20 protein-coding genes are annotated in these 18,572 nt (G+C 25.6%); 14 read left to right on the top strand and 6 right to left on the bottom strand.

The genetic code is table 11. The features are described from left to right. Positions 1 to 38 precede the first annotated feature (38 nt). Entirely contained in the window at positions 39 to 2,150 is a 2,112-nt protein-coding gene (locus ASUIS_RS02545) for a TonB-dependent siderophore receptor (RefSeq protein WP_226799968.1), read from the bottom strand. Between the two features lie 174 nt (positions 2,151 to 2,324). Here ASUIS_RS02545 and ASUIS_RS02540 point away from each other — a divergent pair, with 174 nt between their 5' ends. The 4 genes from ASUIS_RS02540 to ASUIS_RS02525 are packed head-to-tail and all read left to right on the top strand — an operon-like array spanning position 2,325 to position 7,895. Continuing rightward, entirely contained in the window at positions 2,325 to 2,924 is a 600-nt protein-coding gene (locus ASUIS_RS02540; protein WP_118885574.1) for a hypothetical protein, read from the top strand. Between the two features lie 32 nt (positions 2,925 to 2,956). Beyond that, positions 2,957 to 6,037 carry an efflux RND transporter permease subunit gene (locus tag ASUIS_RS02535; RefSeq protein WP_118885573.1) on the top strand — a complete coding sequence of 1,027 codons (3,081 nt, stop codon included), beginning with the start codon at positions 2,957 to 2,959 and terminating at the stop codon, positions 6,035 to 6,037. Between the two features lie 2 nt (positions 6,038 to 6,039). Continuing rightward, the gene (locus tag ASUIS_RS02530) at positions 6,040 to 6,738 is read left to right on the top strand and encodes an efflux RND transporter periplasmic adaptor subunit (protein WP_118885572.1); all 699 of its coding nucleotides are present in this window, start codon (positions 6,040 to 6,042) and stop codon (positions 6,736 to 6,738) included. After that, positions 6,738 to 7,895: a TolC family protein gene (locus ASUIS_RS02525; RefSeq protein WP_118885571.1), complete on the top strand. Its 1,158-nt coding sequence runs from the start codon at positions 6,738 to 6,740 to the stop codon at positions 7,893 to 7,895. Before ASUIS_RS02530 ends, ASUIS_RS02525 begins: the two co-directional genes overlap by 1 nt. Positions 7,896 to 7,898: 3 nt before the next feature. Here ASUIS_RS02525 and ASUIS_RS02520 read toward each other — a convergent pair whose 3' ends face one another. Next, on the bottom strand, positions 7,899 to 8,585 hold the full coding sequence (locus ASUIS_RS02520; protein ID WP_118885570.1) for a response regulator transcription factor: 687 nt from the start codon (positions 8,583 to 8,585) through the stop codon (positions 7,899 to 7,901). 77 nt (positions 8,586 to 8,662) lie between these two features. Here ASUIS_RS02520 and ASUIS_RS02515 point away from each other — a divergent pair, with 77 nt between their 5' ends. Further along, entirely contained in the window at positions 8,663 to 10,357 is a 1,695-nt protein-coding gene (locus ASUIS_RS02515; RefSeq protein WP_118887627.1) for a sensor histidine kinase, read from the top strand. Positions 10,358 to 10,361: 4 nt separating this feature from the next. On the opposite strand, the gene ASUIS_RS02510 is transcribed toward ASUIS_RS02515, so the two are convergent. The 4 genes from ASUIS_RS02510 to ASUIS_RS02495 all read right to left on the bottom strand — a co-directional run bounded on the left by ASUIS_RS02510 (position 10,362) and on the right by ASUIS_RS02495 (position 12,704). Continuing rightward, the gene (locus ASUIS_RS02510; protein ID WP_118885569.1) at positions 10,362 to 10,550 is read right to left on the bottom strand and encodes a hypothetical protein; all 189 of its coding nucleotides are present in this window, start codon (positions 10,548 to 10,550) and stop codon (positions 10,362 to 10,364) included. Positions 10,551 to 10,620: 70 nt separating this feature from the next. After that, entirely contained in the window at positions 10,621 to 10,866 is a 246-nt protein-coding gene (locus ASUIS_RS02505) for a hypothetical protein (protein WP_118885568.1), read from the bottom strand. An 11-nt stretch (positions 10,867 to 10,877) separates the two neighbouring features. Beyond that, positions 10,878 to 12,275 carry a class II fumarate hydratase gene (fumC, locus tag ASUIS_RS02500; RefSeq protein WP_118885567.1) on the bottom strand — a complete coding sequence of 466 codons (1,398 nt, stop codon included), beginning with the start codon at positions 12,273 to 12,275 and terminating at the stop codon, positions 10,878 to 10,880. 27 nt (positions 12,276 to 12,302) lie between these two features. Next, entirely contained in the window at positions 12,303 to 12,704 is a 402-nt protein-coding gene (locus tag ASUIS_RS02495) for a hypothetical protein (RefSeq protein ID WP_118885566.1), read from the bottom strand. A 270-nt stretch (positions 12,705 to 12,974) separates the two neighbouring features. Here ASUIS_RS02495 and ASUIS_RS02490 point away from each other — a divergent pair, with 270 nt between their 5' ends. The 9 genes from ASUIS_RS02490 (at position 12,975) to ASUIS_RS02450 (ending at position 18,549) form a co-directional block, all read left to right on the top strand. Beyond that, on the top strand, positions 12,975 to 13,433 hold the full coding sequence (locus tag ASUIS_RS02490) for a Fur family transcriptional regulator (protein ID WP_118885565.1): 459 nt from the start codon (positions 12,975 to 12,977) through the stop codon (positions 13,431 to 13,433). 73 nt (positions 13,434 to 13,506) lie between these two features. Then, the gene (locus ASUIS_RS02485; protein WP_118885564.1) at positions 13,507 to 13,821 is read left to right on the top strand and encodes a hypothetical protein; all 315 of its coding nucleotides are present in this window, start codon (positions 13,507 to 13,509) and stop codon (positions 13,819 to 13,821) included. Continuing rightward, positions 13,822 to 14,505, top strand: a complete 684-nt coding sequence (locus tag ASUIS_RS02480; RefSeq protein WP_118885563.1) for a ferritin-like domain-containing protein — start codon at positions 13,822 to 13,824, stop codon at positions 14,503 to 14,505. A gap of 3 nt (positions 14,506 to 14,508) precedes the next feature. Beyond that, a complete protein-coding gene (locus tag ASUIS_RS02475; protein ID WP_118885562.1) occupies positions 14,509 to 14,742 on the top strand; it encodes a hypothetical protein in 234 nt (77 codons plus the stop codon). Further along, complete coding sequence (locus ASUIS_RS02470) at positions 14,739 to 15,101, top strand: hypothetical protein (RefSeq protein WP_118885561.1); 363 nt, start codon at positions 14,739 to 14,741, stop codon at positions 15,099 to 15,101. The genes ASUIS_RS02475 and ASUIS_RS02470 overlap by 4 nt, the downstream gene beginning before the upstream one ends. Further along, positions 15,094 to 15,444: a YtxH domain-containing protein gene (locus ASUIS_RS02465; protein ID WP_118885560.1), complete on the top strand. Its 351-nt coding sequence runs from the start codon at positions 15,094 to 15,096 to the stop codon at positions 15,442 to 15,444. Before ASUIS_RS02470 ends, ASUIS_RS02465 begins: the two co-directional genes overlap by 8 nt. Before the next feature lie 5 nt (positions 15,445 to 15,449). Then, on the top strand, positions 15,450 to 17,561 hold the full coding sequence (locus ASUIS_RS02460; RefSeq protein WP_118885559.1) for a heavy metal translocating P-type ATPase: 2,112 nt from the start codon (positions 15,450 to 15,452) through the stop codon (positions 17,559 to 17,561). 185 nt (positions 17,562 to 17,746) lie between these two features. Continuing rightward, the gene (locus ASUIS_RS02455; RefSeq protein WP_118885558.1) at positions 17,747 to 17,968 is read left to right on the top strand and encodes a hypothetical protein; all 222 of its coding nucleotides are present in this window, start codon (positions 17,747 to 17,749) and stop codon (positions 17,966 to 17,968) included. A 62-nt stretch (positions 17,969 to 18,030) separates the two neighbouring features. After that, positions 18,031 to 18,549 (top strand): ankyrin repeat domain-containing protein, encoded by a 519-nt coding sequence (locus ASUIS_RS02450; protein WP_118885557.1) that lies wholly within the window; start codon positions 18,031 to 18,033, stop codon positions 18,547 to 18,549. Positions 18,550 to 18,572: the final 23 nt, after the last annotated feature.

Genomic DNA, 18,572 nt, shown 5'->3' with positions numbered 1-18,572 from the left:
TTTTTCCTTATTAAAAAAAGACTTTTAAAGCCTCTTTTCTAGAATGTATATTTCATCCCTAGTGTGGCATTTCTAGGGTCACCATAAACCATAGAATTAGCCCCAAGTCTTTCATAATACACTTTGTCAAATATGTTATTAACATTTAATTGCAAATCAAAATTCTTATTAATTTTATATCCTGCCATTAAATCATTTGTAAAATATCCATCTTGTGCGATTTCATTAACACCTGTGCCTGAATATATTTTACTTTTGTAATTTATTCCACCACCAAATCGATAATCATTAATAGTATATTTAGCAAATAAATTTGCTGTTGTTCTCGAAGAATCTGTATTAAATTTATTACCTTTTGCATCTTTCGCCTCAAAGTTTGCTAAACCAAAATCTAAGCCTAAATTATCAGTAAGTTTTCCCGATGCAATAAATTCAATACCCTTACTCTCAACACCACTAGCTGCTCTATAAGCTGATTCAGTTGTATTAACAACAAATACGCCATCAATTTTTTCACCAACACCATCTTGTTCAATTTTAAATAATGAAACTGAAGTATTTAGGTTTCCATTAAAATATTCACCTTTTACTCCAACTTCTTGACTTTGTCCCTCAACAGGATCTAAATAATCTCCATTAGCTGTTTTAAAACTTTGTGGTTTAAAAATATTTGTATAACTAGTATAAATACTGTGATTATTGTCAATATCATAAATCAACCCAACATAAGGAGTTATTTCATTTTCAAATTCTCTATTTCCTACTCCATTTGCCACTTCATATTCCCAATTTGAGACCCTAAATCCACTTATAAGTTTTAAATCTTCCATTAAAGAAAATTTTCCAGCTAAATATGTACCTTTTTGTGTTGTTTGATTTAATACATTATTACCGCTAGAAGTCCAATTTGAATATGGATTTTCTATATTTAAAACATCTACTGTTACATTTGTAAGATTTGCATTCGCCCAATTATCTTTTGTTACTTTATGTTTGTTATACATTGTTCCTACCACTATCTCATGTTCTAAACTAGCTATTTCAAAAGGTATAGAACCATATAAATCTATATTATTTTCATTTTCTGTTCTTTCACTTGTATATCGAGAAGGAGAGCCTGTTCCAAGTCCTGTTGCTTTATTAACTTTTCCACTAAAATATGCAAGTTTTGTATCAGTATCAAATTCTCGATTGGATACTGATAAATTTAAAGAAATATCATCATAAACATATTGTTTCAAATCTGCAAAATAATTTTTAGTTTTAACATCCCAATATGTCCAATCGCCTGAAACTGTATTTGATCTATCAAAACTTGTCCTTGTTCCATCAGTATAAAAAGCTGGTAATCCTCCCCATCGTACACCATCTCTTTGTAAATCTTCATAACCTCCACCAAAAGACAAATATGTAGTATCAGTTAAATCCATATCAACCACACCATATAAAACATCTGTTGATTTTTCATAATTATCCATATATGATTCTTTATCTTGATGTTTAGCAACAAGTCTTGCTCTAATATTTCCTTTTTCATTTAAAGCAGATTGAATATCAACCGTAGAACTATAATTATTCCAAGAACCAGCAGATAAATTTGCTGTTCCAACAAATTCTTTAGAATTTGCATGTTTTCTAATAAAATTCATCCCCATAGCTGGATTTCCAGCACCTGTCATCAATCCATTTGCACCTTTAACTACTTCAACTCTATCAAAAATAGCTAAATCTATATCATTTGCAGTTTGTTGATAAGTAGGCATTCCATCAAATAAATAATAATCTACACTAAAACCTCTTGCTGTAGGCATAACTCTTTCATCCCATTTATTTATTGTAACACCTGGAGTTTTTGCTAATAAATCTTGAAAAGAAGTTATATTCTGGTCATCAAGTTTTTGTCTTGTAAAAACCATTACAGTTTGAGGAGTATCCTTTGGAGATAAATCAACTTTTGTAGAAGTACTCATACTTTTAGTAGTATATGAATCGACTCCTTCCGTTACACCATTCTCAATATAGTAATTATTATTTTCCGAAACTTCTACTTCTTCAAGTAAAGTATCTGTATTTTCAGCAAATAATTGGCTTCCTAAAATCATTGATAGACAAAGTGATAGTGGAATTATTCTTCTTTTTATATTTCGCAATTTGTTTCCTTGTTTTTTTAATTATGATAATTAGTCTCATTAATAGGTGGAATTATTTCCACATTTAACTTAATATACTCTGATTCAAAAAAGACTCATGACAAGGAATGAAACTTTACTTAAAATATTTGAATTAGCCATTTTTTAGCCATTTTTTTTATATATACTGTGATTATGTCAAGATTAGAAAACAAAAATATCATTACAAATAAGATTAAAATTGAAACTTCTCAGTTAAAGAAAATTTGCTACTTTTTTTCAAAAGATTTTACAGCAAGTCAAACAGCAGAGAAATTAAATATAAGTAGACAAACAATTAATAGTTACTACAAAATATTTAGAGAAATATTATTTGACTCTTATATTAATTCAAAAAATGGTGAAATTGATTTGAATATTACTTATATGAAAATTTATGAAAAAAATATCTATTTTCTTCAAGAAGAAAATAAAATTGTTCTTTTAGATAAAGAAAGTTTTATTTTCCCAAATATAAATAGTTTTATACAAAATAAGCTAGAACAAACTTTTGTAAACCATAAAAAAAACAATTCTGTTCGACTTATTTATAATAAATATACTAAGAATTTTACGATTTTAGGGTTTTATACTACAAATACTAGCGTACAAACTTTTATTGACACTCGTCTAAAAAAATTTAGAGGCATAAAAAAAGAAAATCTTCAAGATCATATTAAAGAGTCTTTTTTTAGATTTAATCACTCAAATGGGCAGATATATGAAAGGGTATTAAACCATTTTCATATATTTTAATTTCAAATTTTATAAAGGTTTAAAATCATTCCATGTACAAAATAATCAATTATTTTTTCAAAAATTCCCACTTAAATCATACGATATTAGTTTTTATATTAATCCTTGGGATTTTTTCTTACACTAAAATTCCAAAAGAAATTTTTCCTTCAACTGAACTTGAAATGATAGAAATTGAAGGTTCATATAGTGGAGCTAGTGCTGATAATTTAAACAATTTTGCAGTAAGTGAAATTGAAAATGAAATTAACTCTATTTCTGGCTTAGGAAAAATAAACTCTTTTATTCATTCTGGATATTTTTCTATTGAAATTGAACTACAAGATGGTGTTGATAAAATTGAAAAAATCAATGAAATAAAAGATGCAGTTAGTGCTGCAAAAAGATATTTTCCTTCTGATATGACAGAACCTACTGTTCGAAGTATTGATTATGGGTGGTCATTATTAACTATTTCATTAAACTCTTCAAAATATGAACAAAAAGAATTAATTAAAATTGCAAGTAATTTAAGAACATCTTTAATGCAAATTGAACATGTTAGTAAAGTTAATAACTACGGCGATGCTGATTTACAAATTGATTTAGTGTTAGATACAAAAAAAATTAATATGTATGGACTAAATAGTTCTAGCGTAATAGATGCAATATCTCAATTATCTTATATTTATCCAGTAGCAAATATTGAACAAGTTGGTAATCATATCTATTTGAGTGCTCAAAATAACAAATTTAATGAAGAGTTTTGGAAAAATAGTATTATAAAAGTAGATGATAAAAAAGTTTATTTAAGCGATATTGCTAATATTTCTATTGATTATCCACAAAAAGAGACGATTGCTAGACTCAATGGTGAAAATACTATAACTTTGCGTGTTTATAAAGATAAATATGGAGATAGTATAAAACTTGTAGAAAATATAAAAGAATTATTGAAAAAAACCGAACAAAATAATTCTGATATATCTTTAAGTATTTCAAGGGATAACTCAGCTCCTATTCAAGAAAGAATCAAAACTATTCTTTCAAATATTGTTTTAGGGCTTATTTTAGTTGGACTTGCAATGTATATATTGATAAGTCCAAGACTTTCATTTGTAATTATTTTAGGAATTCCTTTTTCATTTGTTATTGCTTTATTGTTTATTGAAATAATGGGATATAGTTTAAATATGGTATCAATGATGGCTATGTTAATTGCTTTGGGGATTGTTGTTGATGATGCTATTATCATAAGTGAAAATATTCAACGATACCTCGATGATGGTTATAAGATTAATGATGCTGTATTAAAAGGTACAAAACAAATGATTGCTCCTGTAATAATTGCAGGATTAACAACAATTTTTGCTTTTTTACCAATGCTGTTTATAAGTGGAGAAATGGGTCTTTTAATGAAACTTATTCCTATTATAATCTCTTGTTTAATAATTTCTTCAATTCTTGAATCATTTTTATTTTTACCTTTACACTCTAAACAGATTTTAAAAGCCAACGAAAAACAATTAGATTGGACAAAACTTTATAATTTTTATGAAATGGTTTTGCATAAAGTTATTGAATACAAAAGAAGTTTTTTAATCACTTTTTTTATAACTATTCCTATAGTTTCTATTTTACTTATTCAAAGTAGTAGATTTCAACTTTTCCCTGATATGGACTCAAATAATATTAAATTATCAGTCAAACTTGAAGATTCTATTCCTATTGAAATCACTAATCAAATTGCAAAAAAATATGAAGAAGCTTTATCAAATCATGCAAAAGAGATATACATTAAAAATATAAACACAACTGTTGGATTTTATGAAGATATAACTGATTCTAGTGAAACAATTGAAAATGGATTTACTCTTTTGTTAGAGCTTGAAGATTTTAGAGAAAACAACTTTTTAGAAAATTATGTTAATCCTATTTTAAATCTAAGTTTTGATTTTCAAAGAACTAATAAAGTTCGATTAATCACCTCAAATGAAGCTATAAATATGATAAGAGATTTAATTAATCCTTTACTAAAAGAAGATAATGCTGTTGAACATAATGTAACAACAAATAGAATTGGTGGAGTAACAACTGATATTGAAATTCTTTTAAATAGTGCAAATACTACATTACTAATCCAAAGTATTGAAAAATTAAAAGAAAGACTTCACACAATTAATGGAGTTAAAGATATTAGTGATAATACGGTACTTGGACAAAGTGAATATAAATATATTATCAATTCTTACGGCAAACAACTTGGATTAACAGATAGTAATTTAGCAAATGCAATAAATAGTTTCTTTTTAGAAAAAGAACAAGCTAATACTTTTAACGAAGATGGAATTATCAAAATCACCACAAAATCAATATATAAAGATAGTTTAAATGAACTAAAAAACTTTTATATTCCTTTAGATAATAAACAATTTGTTCAATTAAAAGAAGTTGTGGATTTTAAAATAGAAAGAAACTTTGAAGAGATTGAAAAAATAAATGGACAGATTTATAAAAAAGTATTAGCAAATGTTGATAATAATATTGTAAATTCAACAGAAGTATTAAATCTATTAGAAGAAAATATTAATACCATAAAAAATGATGGTGTTAATATTAATTTTGGTGGAGAAAAAGAAAAAAGTGAACAAATGGCATTTGATTTAATAAAAGCTTTTTTAGTAGCTATGTTTTTAATTTTTATTACTTTATTGACTATTTTCCCTTCTTTTAAAAGTTCATTTATTATTCTTTCTGTTATTCCTTTTAGCATTTTAGGTCCAATTATTGGGCATTTTGTTATAGGAATAAATCTAAATTCTCAATCAATGATAGGAATGCTAGGACTTGCAGGAGTTGTAATTAATGATGGAATTATTATGTTAGATTTTTTACATCATACAAGAACTAGAAAAGAGTTTTTTGAAAAAGCTAGACTTAGAGTTCGACCTATTTTAATAACCTCAATAACAACTATGTTAGGATTATTTACTCTAATATTTTTCCCAACAGGAGAATCTGTGATGCTTCAACCAATTGCCGTTTCTTTAGGATTTGGTATTTTATGGGGAACTATTTTGAACCTTATTTATGTTCCTGCACTTTTTGCAACTTTATTTAAAATCAAGGACTAAAAATGATACGATATTTTTTTCTACTACTTCCAATTCTTTTATTTGCCAATAACTATATAGCAAAAATCGAACCAAAAGACGAATTTAGTATATATGCAAATACAAATGGAGAAATTACTTTTCTTGATAAAACAAAAGAGATGAGTATAGTAAATGGCGTTATTGTAAAAATTGATAATGTTCTTGAAAAAGAAAATTTAAATCTTTATCAAACTCAACTAAAACTTTTAAATGAAAAACTTGTAATTTTGGAAAATTATTACAATAAATACAAAACAATTACTGGAAAAAGTGATTATGAAAAAGATGAAAAATATATGCAAATTATTGAATTAAAAAATAGTATAAAAAATCTTGAACTTTCAATAACAAACACAAAAGACATCTTAAATAAAAAAGAGATAACTTTAAATAATTTATATCTAAAAGAGTTTATTGTAAATAAATATGATTATGTAAACGCAGGTACAAAAATAGCAACCGCTTATGATACAAGTAAAGCAAAGCTTGTATTGTATTTAAATAAAGAAGATTATAAAGATATAAAATCCAAAGAGATTTATTTAGATGGTAAAAAATCAAATGCTACTATAAAAAAACTAGATATTACACCTGATAAAACTTTTATTTCAGCATATAAAGCTGAAATTGAAATTGACTCAAAAGATTTTGGTCAAAGTGTAAATGTGGAGTTTAAATAATGAAAAGATTTTTGTTACCTATTTTTTTTGTTTCTATAGTTTTTGCAAAAGAAGAAATTAGTGTTTTATTACCTTTAAAAAATGAAATAAAAGAACTTAAAATCAAAAGTATTGAAGAAAAACAAAAAGTAAATCAATATGATTGGCTCAGTGATATTGATTTAAGTGTTAGTCAAAGTAAAGATAATGAAAACTTTGAAAGTAAAGATTACTCTTTAAGTTTAACCCAAGAAGTTTATAATTTTGGTGGGATAAGCGCCAAAATTGATTATGCAAATTATCTTTTTAGCCAAGAGGCTCTAAAAATACAAATGGATAATCAAGATGATTTATATTTGTTATATAGCAATATTATAAATTTATTAGTAAATAATCTTACTATTAAACAAAATATTTTAAATGTTAAAAATAAAGAAATTGAAGTTAGTATAAAAAAATCTCAATATAAAAATGGAGAGAGTGATATTAGCGATTTAAATGATGCAATTATGACAAAAAATCTTCTTGAAGATACAAAAATGGAATTAATGCTAGAAAAAGTAAAATACCAAAATGAGATAAAAAAACTAACTTCATATGATATTTCAAATATCAATTTACCAGATATTTCTCTTATTTCTAAAGAAGAATTTTTAGATAAATCTTCACAAAAACAATATGCCCAAATGGAATCAAAAATTAGTCAAACCCAATATCAAAAAACAAAAAGTAGTTATTTACCATCTTTTAAAATAAATGGAACGGCTGGATACAATAATTCAGATACAAATGATAATGTCGATGACTATTATAAATATGGAGCAAGTGTTAGTATTCCCTTGAGTTTAACGTCTTCAAATGATATTCAACACTCAAAATTAGTTTTTTTACAAAATAAAAAAGAAGAAGATTTAACTTATATTAAATTAGAAAAAATCTATGAAACTTCTTTTGAAACAATAAAACAATATGAACAAAGAATTAATTTAGCACAAAATGATATTAAACTTTATGAAGAATTATTACAGTTAAATCAAGAAGAATATGCTGCTGGATTTAAAGCAATCGAAGATGTAGATACTTTGAAAAACTCAAAAGAGATAAGAAATCTTGATATAGAAAAATATAAACTAAATATTAAAAAAGAGATTTTATTTTTATATTTCCAAATGGGTTAAACTTTAATCTAAAGTAACTATTTTATATCCAATTTTAGAAAAATTCTCCAAGCAATTTCTTGGAAGTTTTTTTCTTAGATTTCTAGCAACCGAACGAATAGCATCTTCACTCATAAAAGAATCATTCCAAACTACAGCTTCAATTGTTTCATAAAAAACTGTTTGATTTTTATTTTCACATAATAAAGATAATAAATCTGACTCTTTATTTGTAAGTTTTATGTTTAGATTATCTTTTATTAATATTTTATTTAACATATCAAAATAACAATCTTTTGAAAAATATTTTATATTTGAATTATCATTTTTAATTTTTTTTACGCATTGAGTTAAAACAGGATAAATAGTTTCATGCCGAATTGGTTTTACTAAATATTTTACAAGTCCTAATTCAATAGCTTCCAATAAATAACTAGTTTGGGTAAATGCACTTAAAACTATAATATTTGTATCTAAACCTTTTTCTCTGATTTTTTTTATCATTTCTAAACCATTTATTTTAGGCATATTTATGTCTGTAATTATTATATGTGGTTTTTTATACTCAATTATTTCAAAAGCTTCAAAAGCATCTTTTGCTTCATAAACCTCATCAAATAATCTTTTTAAATATGAAGTAGCATTTATTCTAATATTATCTTCATCTTCAACAAATAAAATTTTTATATTTTTAAATTCATTTATACTCATGGCGGAATTATACTATAAAAAATATAAATTATGATAATTACTATTAATATTAATTAATTTATTAGTATAATATGATTATGAAATATTTAATCCTTTTTACTCTTTTTTTCTCAAATCTTTTTAGCAGTGATTTAATAAAAGATTATGTTGCAGAAGATCATATAAATTTTAAAGATTTATCTTTTTTTGAATATAGAGATAAACAACTCTCAGAATTTACAATAAAATTTGATGTTAATTTAGAACAATTAAAAGATGAAACTTATTATCTGACTATAGTTTCAGATGAAAAAAGTCTAATTTATACAAATGCAATATATGAAACAATCAATGATATTATGGTAATAAAACTAGATAAATATCAAAAAAAAGAACTTTTTTTTAAATATAAATATAAAGAGTCAAAACAAGCTGAATTTCGTTGGAAATATATAAATAATTTTGAATATAAATATTTATTAAAATATGAAGGAATTTTGTATGGAGTAGCTTATGGAATAATTTTTTGTGCGTTTTTGTACTATTTGATTATCTATTTTTCTTCACAAACTCGTTATTTTTTATATTATTCAATTATGCAACTTTTTGTTCTTTTAACATTATGCGCTTTTACTTATTTAAGTTATAAATCATATGTAACAACTCTTGAACAAGCTCTCACTGATATTTTTGAAACAGGAAGTTTACTTTTTACTCTTTTATTTGCAAAGGAAGTTTTAAATACTAAAGTTACTATGCCTTTTATGAATAAAATAATATTGATTCTAATAGGAGTAAATATTCTTGATATTTTTGCTATTTTTATTTTTAAATATTCAATTTTATATGAATATATGCCATTTTATGTAAGTTTTTTTATATCAACACTTGCAGGTTTAATTTCAGTATTTCAAAAAAACTATCTTCATATAGTTTATACATTAGGTTGGTTTATTGTTTTTCTATTTCTTTTTTTAACAGAACTTGATTCAATTGAAATTAGTGGAATTTATACCGTACATCTATCAGCACCAATTGAATCTTTAATTTTTAGTTTTGCTCTTGGATACACCCTAAAAAAAATGGTTGAAGAAAAAAATGAAAAAGAAAAACTTCTAATTCATCAAAGTAAATTAGCCTCAATGGGAGAAATGATAAACAATATTGCCCATCAATGGCGACAACCTTTAACACATTTAGGTTTTATAAATATGAATTTACAATTAGCTTTTGAAGATGAACCTTTGGATAAAAAATATTTAAAAGAAAAAATTGAAGAATCAAATGCTCAACTAGATTTTATGTCCAAAACTATAGATAATTTTAGAGACTTTTATAAACCAAATAAACAAAAAGAGATTTTTTATATCAGTGTTGCTGTAAAAAAAGCTTTAGAAATAATGGAACCAATTTTTGAAAGTAACAAAATAGAATTTGAATTTAATGTTATAAAAGATAAACAAATTAATGCTTATGAAAATGAATATTCTCAAGTAATTTTAAATATTTTAACAAATGCAAAAGATGTTTTGATTTCAAGACAAATACAAAATCCGAAAATAATTATTTCAATAAACGAAAAAAATGACTCAATAATAACTACTATTTTAGACAATGCAGGTGGAATAGAAAACAAATACATAAATCACATATTTGATCCATATTTCACAACAAAACAAAAAGGAAGTGGAATTGGTCTTTATATGTCAAAAATGATTATAGAATCACATTTTAAAGGAAAAATAAAAGTTTTTAATAAAGATAAAGGTGCTTCTTTTAGTATAGAGGTTTAAATATTTATATTGATAATTCTTTTTCTTGTAAATTAGTTTTACCGCACTGGGGACAAGGATTACCAGAATTTGAATGACAAGCATAACAAAATCTGGTATTACAACCTTCGCAAGTATATTTACAATGCTTGCAAACAAATGTTTTTTCTCTTTTAAACTTTTTTTCTTTTTTAGTAAAAATAAAACTGAACATTAGTTTCCTTTTATAATCAATAAAAAAGTGTATCCAACAATTAGTCTACTTAAAATGATTTAAATCAAATTCAATTATCCTTAGAAGATTTTTGAAGATTTACATACCAATCTTCAGCTAAATCTTCTAATTCCAAATCTTTTAGAACAATTTCAAGTTCACCACCTATCATATTTAGCTCTTCGATTTTTTCGTCAGGAATAAACAAAGCTTCTGTACAATAATCAAACAGCTGTTCTTCACAAATAAACTCATCATCCATTCCCCAACCATCTTCAAACTCTTCAATCAAAAAGTACTTTTCTAACTCTTTCAACTAAATCTCCATTATAAACTAGGTTTTATCATATCTTCTGGTTTTACATATAAATCAAACTCTTTTTCACTTAAAATTCCAAGATTTACTGCTTCTTGTTTAAGTGTAGTTCCATTTTTATGAGCCGTTTTTGCTATTAATGCTGCTTTTTCATATCCAATATATGGATTAAGTGCCGTTACTAGCATCAAAGAATCATTTAAATATTTATTTATATTTACCAAATTTGCTTCAATTCCAACTGCACAATTATCATTAAATGCAAGCATAGTGTCACTTAAAAGTCTAATTGACTGTAAAATATTTAAAGCAATTACAGGTTTAAATACATTTAATTCAAAATTACCTTGGCTAGCAGCTATTGAAACTGCTGTATTATTTCCCATCACTTGAACAGCTACCATAGTCATTGCTTCACTTTGAGTTGGGTTTACTTTTCCAGGCATTATTGAACTTCCAGGTTCATTTTCAGGGATATTAATTTCTCCTATTCCACATCTAGGGCCTGATGAAAGCCATCTAATATCATTTGCTATTTTCATAAGATTTGAGGCAAGTGCTGTTAAAACTCCGCTTAAAACCACTTCACCATCATGCGCTGTTAAAGCATGAAATTTATTTGGATGAGATTTAAAAGGATATTTTGTATTTGTTAATAAATTTAAAGCTTCACAAACCATTGGTGAAAAATTAGGATGAGAATTAAGCCCTGTTCCAACAGCAGTTCCTCCAATTGCAAGTTCTACGATATATTTCATAGAATCATCAATTTGAGCCAAAGCTTTATTTAACATATCAACATAAGCTGATATTTCTTGCCCCAAAGTTAGTGGAGTTGCATCTTGTAAATGAGTTCTTCCTATTTTTACAATATTTTCAAACTCTTTTGATTTTTTTTCTAAAGTAGTTTTTAAAATATTTATCGCAGGTATTAATCTTTTTTGAATATCAAGTACAAAAGCAACTCTCATTGCTGTTGGAAAAGTATCATTCGAACTTTGACCTTTGTTTACATCATCATTTGGATGAATTAATTTTTCTACTCTAAAATCTTTTCCTAAAATTTCAGTTGCCCTTGAAGCTACAACTTCATTTATATTCATATTTGATTGTGTTCCAGAACCTGTTTGCCAAACAACCAAAGGAAAATTATTTTCTAATTTTTTTTCAATTACCTCATCGCAAGCTTTACAAATTGCATCTGTTTTTATATCATCTAATCTTTTTAATTTATTATTTACTATTGCGCAAGCTTTTTTTAAATACGCAAAACCTTCAATTATTTCTTTTGGCATTTTTTCATCACCAATTGGAAAATTTTCTAAACTTCTTTGAGTTTGAGCTTGCCAATATTTGTCATTAGCAACTTTAATTTCACCCATTGTATCTTTTTCAATTCTAAAATTCATTTTTATTCCTATTTTTGATAGATTATTTTAATTTCCATTTAATTTTATATTTCTACTTAAAAAAGAGATCATATCTTTATTTACTAAACTTAATGCATTTTTTTCAATTCGTTCATTTTCATTAAATTTTATCAACGCATTTATATAATTCTCAATTTTATCATTTACTTTTCTATCGTTTACGAGTAATATTATTTTTGCTGATGTTTTTTTAATTTCTCTTAGTTGAATTTCAATATTTAAAGTATCAATAGATAATATATCTTCTGTAAATTTTGAAAATAACTCTAACTTCGTATTTCTAAGCCATTTATTTTGTTCTATTTTATTGTTTATTTTTGAAGATATTAAGGTATCAACCAATTTTGTAGCAACAGCCCCAACTAAAGCACTTTTTGCAACAGATGTTAAAAGTGTAACATTTAACATAAAGATCCTTTTTAATTTTTTTTGATTATAGATGTAAATTACTTAATTTAGATTTAAAATGATAATTACAATCAATATTCTTTAAGATAACTAATGATAAGATTTACTTTTATGAAAAGGAGCTATTTTGAAAGAATTATTTAATCAAATAGACATTACAAATTCACAGTTATACAAAAAAAATGTTAAAATACATAAGAATCTATGGAAACTATATGGTTTTACACTCTCTTTAAGTATTATATTCATCATTATAAAAGGCTTTAACTAATGGAAAACAATCAAGAAATATCATTTGACATTTTTTTAAAAAACTTTAAAAATAATGTATCAAAAATAGGTTTGAAAAATTCAATTCAAAAAGATTATATATTAAAAATTTTATATTTTTCAAAAGAACATTTAACCGCAGAAGAGATTTCAAATAAAATCAAAAAAAACTATAATGTATCTATAGGAATAGCAACAGTTTATCGTGCTATGAAGTTTCTACATGATATGAAATTAGTAAATCAATTAGATATTGGAGATGGAGTTGTTAGATATGAACTAAACATTACTGAACATCATGATCATCTAATTTGTACTTCATGTGGTATTATCGTTGAGTTTTCAGATGATTTAATAGAATTAAATCAAATTAAAGTTGCAGAAAAGAATAATTTTATTTTAAAAGAACATGTTATGACTATTTATGGAGTTTGTGAACCTTGTCAAAACAAAAAGTGATAATGATTTTTAATTTATAATAAGTTTAACTTAAGTCTAACTAAGAAAGAATGCTAATAATGAAAGGATTATTTTGATTTGTACACAAGATATTATTAAAATTGCTAGTTTTTTTTCAATTATTGCCCACACACCTGGAAGATTAAGGGTTCGAGTAAATCCAAAAATAAAAGATTCAGGTGGAAATATAACTATCAGTGATATTGAAAATTTACCAAATAAAATAGATGGAATAATTAGTATTAAAATAAATAAAATTATTGCTTCTGTTACGATTATTTATGAACCAACTATATTTAAACCAAAACATTGGGAAGATTTAGTTAAAAATGAAAATGTAGATGAGTTATCTATATTAATAAATGAACTTGCAAAGGAGGTTATTTAATTGGAAACAAATATTGATGAAGCACTATTAATATCAACAAGAGTAGATATAAATAGTCAAGTTCCCATAACTTCTCAAATTTTAAGAATTGCCGTTTATGATGAATTTAAAGCCTATGAAACTTACACAAAAATAATTGAAAAGTTTGGGTTAGTTCAACCTTTTGTAAATATAAAAGAAGCAGAAGCTGTTCATTATGCTGCACTTATAAAATTGATGGAAAAATATGGTGTTGAAGTTCCAATAAATAATTGGGCTTCAAAAATAGAAATCCCGAATACTTTAATCGAGTGTTGTGAAATGGGAGTTGCTAGTGAGATAGATAATATTGCAATGTACAATAATCTACTTGGCTTTGCTATTGAAAATGACATAAAAGATACTCTTTATAGACTTCAAGCAGCTTCATTTAATAATCATTTACCAGCATTTAGAAATTGTGTATTAAATCATTATACTAATGGAAATACAACAAATATTAATGCAGAAAATATTATGGAAAAACTAGGAGATTACCAAGTTATTTTAGATGATATTATGAGTGGAAATATTGATGAAAGTTCGATTTCAACTATTTTTTCTAAATTAAACTTATCTATGGTTAGTGGAGCTGTTTTAGGAGCTGCAACAATTGCTCTTTTAAATAATTACCTTTCAAAAAAAAATATTAAAGAAGAGGAGTAAAAAATGGCTTTACCATTTATATTAGGATTGGCTGTTGGTGCTGGTGCTGTTATTGCTTTTAAAAATAGAGATAATTTAAAAGAAAAAACTTCAAAACTATTTGAAAAATCAAAAGATTTTGCAAATACTACTTTAGAAAAAACAAAAGAAAATTTAGATGAATTAAAAGGTTCTATTTGTCCTATGAAGAAATCTTCAGAAGAAAAAGTTGAGTTAAAAAATAAGGAAGAAGAATGAAAGAAATAGTTATTGATACAGGAGCTCCAAGAAATGTTTTAGGACATGTAATAAGTGGAGCAATTGCAAGTGCCGTTGTAAGTGGTGCATTAAACTATAAAAAAGCTCAAAGTAAACAAATTACAAAAAAAGATGCAATAAAAGACACTATTAAAAGAACTTCTCAAGGTGCAATCGCAACTGGGAGTGCAATCGCAACTGCAAATTATTTAGGCCAAAAAGGTGGATTATTCAAAGCTTTGACAGCTGCTAGCATAGGGATGATGGGAATTTATGCAATTGAAGTGATTGAAGAAAAACTTGATCAAAAATATTTAACAAATGAAAATTGTCCTGTTGAGGAAATTGATTATGAATAAATCAAATCAAACAAATCAATATGATATAAATATTGAAAATAGTAGACCTAAAAATCTTCAAAATGGTGTTAATATAAACCAAAATCCTTATATTAATCAAAACTTTAATCCTTTACAAAATCCTCAACAAGTAAATACTCCTCAAAGTACTTTTAGTAATGGAGATTTCATAAAAGGTGCATTACTAGGCGCTGCATTAACATATTTTCTTACAAACAAAAATGCTCAAGAAGGACTTTTTAAAGCTTTTGGAAAAGGAAGTGAACTTTTTAGTGCTGGAATTGAAGAGCTAAAAGAGAGATATGAAGATGCAAAAGCTCAAATGCAAGCTAATCAAGAATAGAAATTATGAATAACAAATTTATTAAAGTACATCAAACTAATTTAAGATTTAGATATAAATATTTTTTATTAAAAGATGAGTTTATAGATGAAAATATCTTAAAAAACTATTTTGAAAAAATAAAAGATATAAAAAATGTACGAATAAATAAAAAAGCTTTTAGTATTATTTTTGAATTACACAAAGATATAAGTGAAAAAATAGAAGAGATTTTAAATAAACTTACTATTGAAGAGTTATTAAAATCTTGCGAAGATGAAGTAGCTGCTGTTTGTATATCTTGTGTTGGTAGTGAAGAACCATCAATAAATGGAATAGTAAGAGCAACTAGTGCTTTAATTGCTGAAAGATTTGTAACAAATGATCTATTAAAAGCAGGAATTACAACTGGTGCATCAATTCCCTTATTAATTGAGGGTTCAAAAGAGTTATTAAAAGAAGGATTAACTTCAAAAGTTTTAGAAAGTGCAGCTGTTGCTATTTCTATTTATAGAAAAGATTATTTAGCTGCAAACTCTACAAATGCAATGCTTGAACTTGGTGAATATATTGAAGAAACAACTGTTCATAAAAGTGATGATTTATTAAAAGAGTTATCAAAACCAAATGTTGAAGAAGCTTGGATTGAGAAAAAAATTGATGGAAAAATCACTGAAATTTTAGTAAAAAGTAATGATATTGAAATTGGAGATATTGTAGTAGTTGGAATTGGAAATACGATTCCTGTGGATGGACATATAGTTGAAGGAACTGGAAGCGTAAATCAAGTTTCAATGACAGGAGAGGCTGAACCTATAATAAAATATAGAGGTGATAGGGTTATTTCTGGAACTATTGTTGAAGAAGGAAGATTTAGAATTTGGGCTGAGCATGTTGGAGCCAACACAGCAACTCAAAGAATAAAACATTATATTGAAAATTCTTTAAATGAGAAATCATCAGTTCAGTTAAAAGCCAATAAACTAGCAAATAAATTAGTTCCAGTAACTCTTGGATTGGCAACAGTTTCATATATTTTTGCAAAAGATTTTGAAAGGGTAGCTTCTATTTTACAAGCTGATTATTCTTGTGCTTTAAAACTTGCAACTCCTGTTGCTTTTAAATCTACTATTTCAAAAGCTGGTCATAATGGAATTATGATAAAAGGTGCAAAATCAATTGAAGCTTTAAGTAATGCTGATACTTTTGTTTTTGATAAAACAGGAACTTTAACAGCTGGAGAATTAGAAGTAATTTGTGTAGAATCTTATGATGATAAATGGAGTGAAGATAAACTTTTAAATCTTACTGCATCAACAGAAGAACACTATTTTCATCCTGTTGCAGAAGCTGTTGTAAAAGCAGCAAAACAAAGAGGTTTTGTTCACATGCACCATGAAGAAGTTGAATTTATCGTAGCTCATGGAGTAAAAACAGAAGTAAAAGGAAAATCTGTAATTATTGGAAGTCGACACTTTTTAGAAGATGATGAAAAAATTGATTTTACTGAACACAAAGATAAAATTGAAAATTCGTTAAGAGATGGAAGAACTTTACTTTATATAGGTTATAACGGAAAGCTTCTAGGAACTATTACTTTAGCTGATGAGTTAAGACACAATTCAAAAGAAGCAATTTCAAAACTAAAAAAATTAGGCGTAAAAAATATCATAATGTTAACAGGTGATACAAAACAAAAAGCAAAAATGATAGCTGATGAATTAGGAATAGATGAAGTTAGAGCAGAACTTTTACCTCAAGATAAAGCAAAAATAGTAAAAGAACTTATGGAAAGTGGTAAAAAAGTAGCTTTCGTAGGTGATGGAATCAATGATGCACCAGCTCTTATATCCGCTCATGTTGGAATTTCAATGAGCAGAGGTGCTGATATTGCAAAGGCAACGGCTGATATTTCTTTACTAAAAGATGATATTATGGCTGTTGTTGAAGCAAAAGAGTATGCAAATAAAACAATGAATTTAATTAACAATAATTTTAATGCAACAGTTGGAATAAACTCTTGTATTTTAGCAGGTGCTACATTTGGAATTTTTTCTCCAATTGTAACAGCAGTTTTACATAATGGAACAACAATTGGATTATTGTTTAATTCAATTAAAGGTGTTAATATAAAATAGTAATATGATAATAGTTATCAGTTTTATTTAAGATTTCTTTGATAGAATTATGATAATTATTATCAAAAGGATTACTATGCCTATTTTATTACCACTTGCAACTGCATTAACAGCAATTTTAACTATGAAAACTGTAAATAAAACTATGAAAACAATGGAACGAAGAAAAAAAAGGAAAGAAAGAGATGAAAATTGATTTAGAACTTCAAAAAGAAGCTGCAAAAATTGGAATGACAGCAACACTTGGTGCCACTGTTGTAACTTCTATGTTTATGAAAAATGGTGTTGCTAAAAAAGTTCACGTTCTTGCAGGTGTTGCATTTTGTGGTTTTGCACTTTGGCATCACATGTTATATCAACCAAAAAAATCTAAAAAAATTAAAGAAATAAAATCTCAAATAGACTAATTTTAAACTTCACTTAAGATTCTTTATATTATGATAATGATTATCAATATAAAGGAATTAAGATGTCTAATAATATCTTTTTAAATAACAATCTAGATGAACAACTCTTAAACAAAATCTTTTTTACTTTAATAAATGAAGATAAGTGGAATACTTTATTTGAAATATTATCACTTAAAGTTATTGACATAAACACAAAAGATTTTAGAGGAAGAAATGCTTTATTTTGGGCAATTAATAAAGGAAATATTGTTGCAATAGAAAAATTGATGCAATTTAATATAAGTACAGAGGTTTCACCTAATTTATCTGCTATTAATTATGCTGTTTATAAAGACAATGTAAAAGTTATAAAATGTCTTAGAAATTGTGGAGTGAATATAAATGAAATAGATGATATAAACTCTACACCAATTATTTATGCTGTTTTGTATAATAAATTAAATAGTATAAATTATTTAATTGAAAATGGTGCAAATTTTCTTCATGAAGACTTTTTAGGAAACAGTGCTTTGAATCTTGCTCACAATCTAAAAATAGAATATCTAATTCAAAAATTTAAGATACTTCAATCAAAATAAAATCTTCTCTTTGAAGAAAAGAT

This window comes from Arcobacter suis CECT 7833 (genome assembly GCF_003544815.1).
GTDB classification, from domain to species: domain Bacteria; phylum Campylobacterota; class Campylobacteria; order Campylobacterales; family Arcobacteraceae; genus Aliarcobacter; species Aliarcobacter suis.
The sequence above is the reverse complement of the archived record's forward strand: the minus strand, read 5'-3'. Positions and strand labels throughout refer to the sequence as shown.

What these genes read in the sequence shown, in the direction of transcription:
- ASUIS_RS02450 (WP_118885557.1), top strand. Translation starts at nt 18,031, where the DNA reads ATGTCTAATAATATCTTTTTAAATAACAATCTAGATGAACAACTCTTA.
- ASUIS_RS02510 (WP_118885569.1), bottom strand. Translation starts at nt 10,550, where the DNA reads ATGTTCAGTTTTATTTTTACTAAAAAAGAAAAAAAGTTTAAAAGAGAA.
- ASUIS_RS02535 (WP_118885573.1), top strand. Translation starts at nt 2,957, where the DNA reads ATGTACAAAATAATCAATTATTTTTTCAAAAATTCCCACTTAAATCAT.
- ASUIS_RS02520 (WP_118885570.1), bottom strand. Translation starts at nt 8,585, where the DNA reads ATGAGTATAAATGAATTTAAAAATATAAAAATTTTATTTGTTGAAGAT.
- ASUIS_RS02455 (WP_118885558.1), top strand. Translation starts at nt 17,747, where the DNA reads ATGAAAATTGATTTAGAACTTCAAAAAGAAGCTGCAAAAATTGGAATG.
- ASUIS_RS02460 (WP_118885559.1), top strand. Translation starts at nt 15,450, where the DNA reads ATGAATAACAAATTTATTAAAGTACATCAAACTAATTTAAGATTTAGA.
- ASUIS_RS02540 (WP_118885574.1), top strand. Translation starts at nt 2,325, where the DNA reads ATGTCAAGATTAGAAAACAAAAATATCATTACAAATAAGATTAAAATT.
- ASUIS_RS02465 (WP_118885560.1), top strand. Translation starts at nt 15,094, where the DNA reads ATGAATAAATCAAATCAAACAAATCAATATGATATAAATATTGAAAAT.
- ASUIS_RS02530 (WP_118885572.1), top strand. Translation starts at nt 6,040, where the DNA reads ATGATACGATATTTTTTTCTACTACTTCCAATTCTTTTATTTGCCAAT.
- ASUIS_RS02475 (WP_118885562.1), top strand. Translation starts at nt 14,509, where the DNA reads ATGGCTTTACCATTTATATTAGGATTGGCTGTTGGTGCTGGTGCTGTT.
- fumC (WP_118885567.1), bottom strand. Translation starts at nt 12,275, where the DNA reads ATGAATTTTAGAATTGAAAAAGATACAATGGGTGAAATTAAAGTTGCT.
- ASUIS_RS02470 (WP_118885561.1), top strand. Translation starts at nt 14,739, where the DNA reads ATGAAAGAAATAGTTATTGATACAGGAGCTCCAAGAAATGTTTTAGGA.
- ASUIS_RS02490 (WP_118885565.1), top strand. Translation starts at nt 12,975, where the DNA reads ATGGAAAACAATCAAGAAATATCATTTGACATTTTTTTAAAAAACTTT.
- ASUIS_RS02525 (WP_118885571.1), top strand. Translation starts at nt 6,738, where the DNA reads ATGAAAAGATTTTTGTTACCTATTTTTTTTGTTTCTATAGTTTTTGCA.
- ASUIS_RS02495 (WP_118885566.1), bottom strand. Translation starts at nt 12,704, where the DNA reads ATGTTAAATGTTACACTTTTAACATCTGTTGCAAAAAGTGCTTTAGTT.
- ASUIS_RS02515 (WP_118887627.1), top strand. Translation starts at nt 8,663, where the DNA reads ATGAAATATTTAATCCTTTTTACTCTTTTTTTCTCAAATCTTTTTAGC.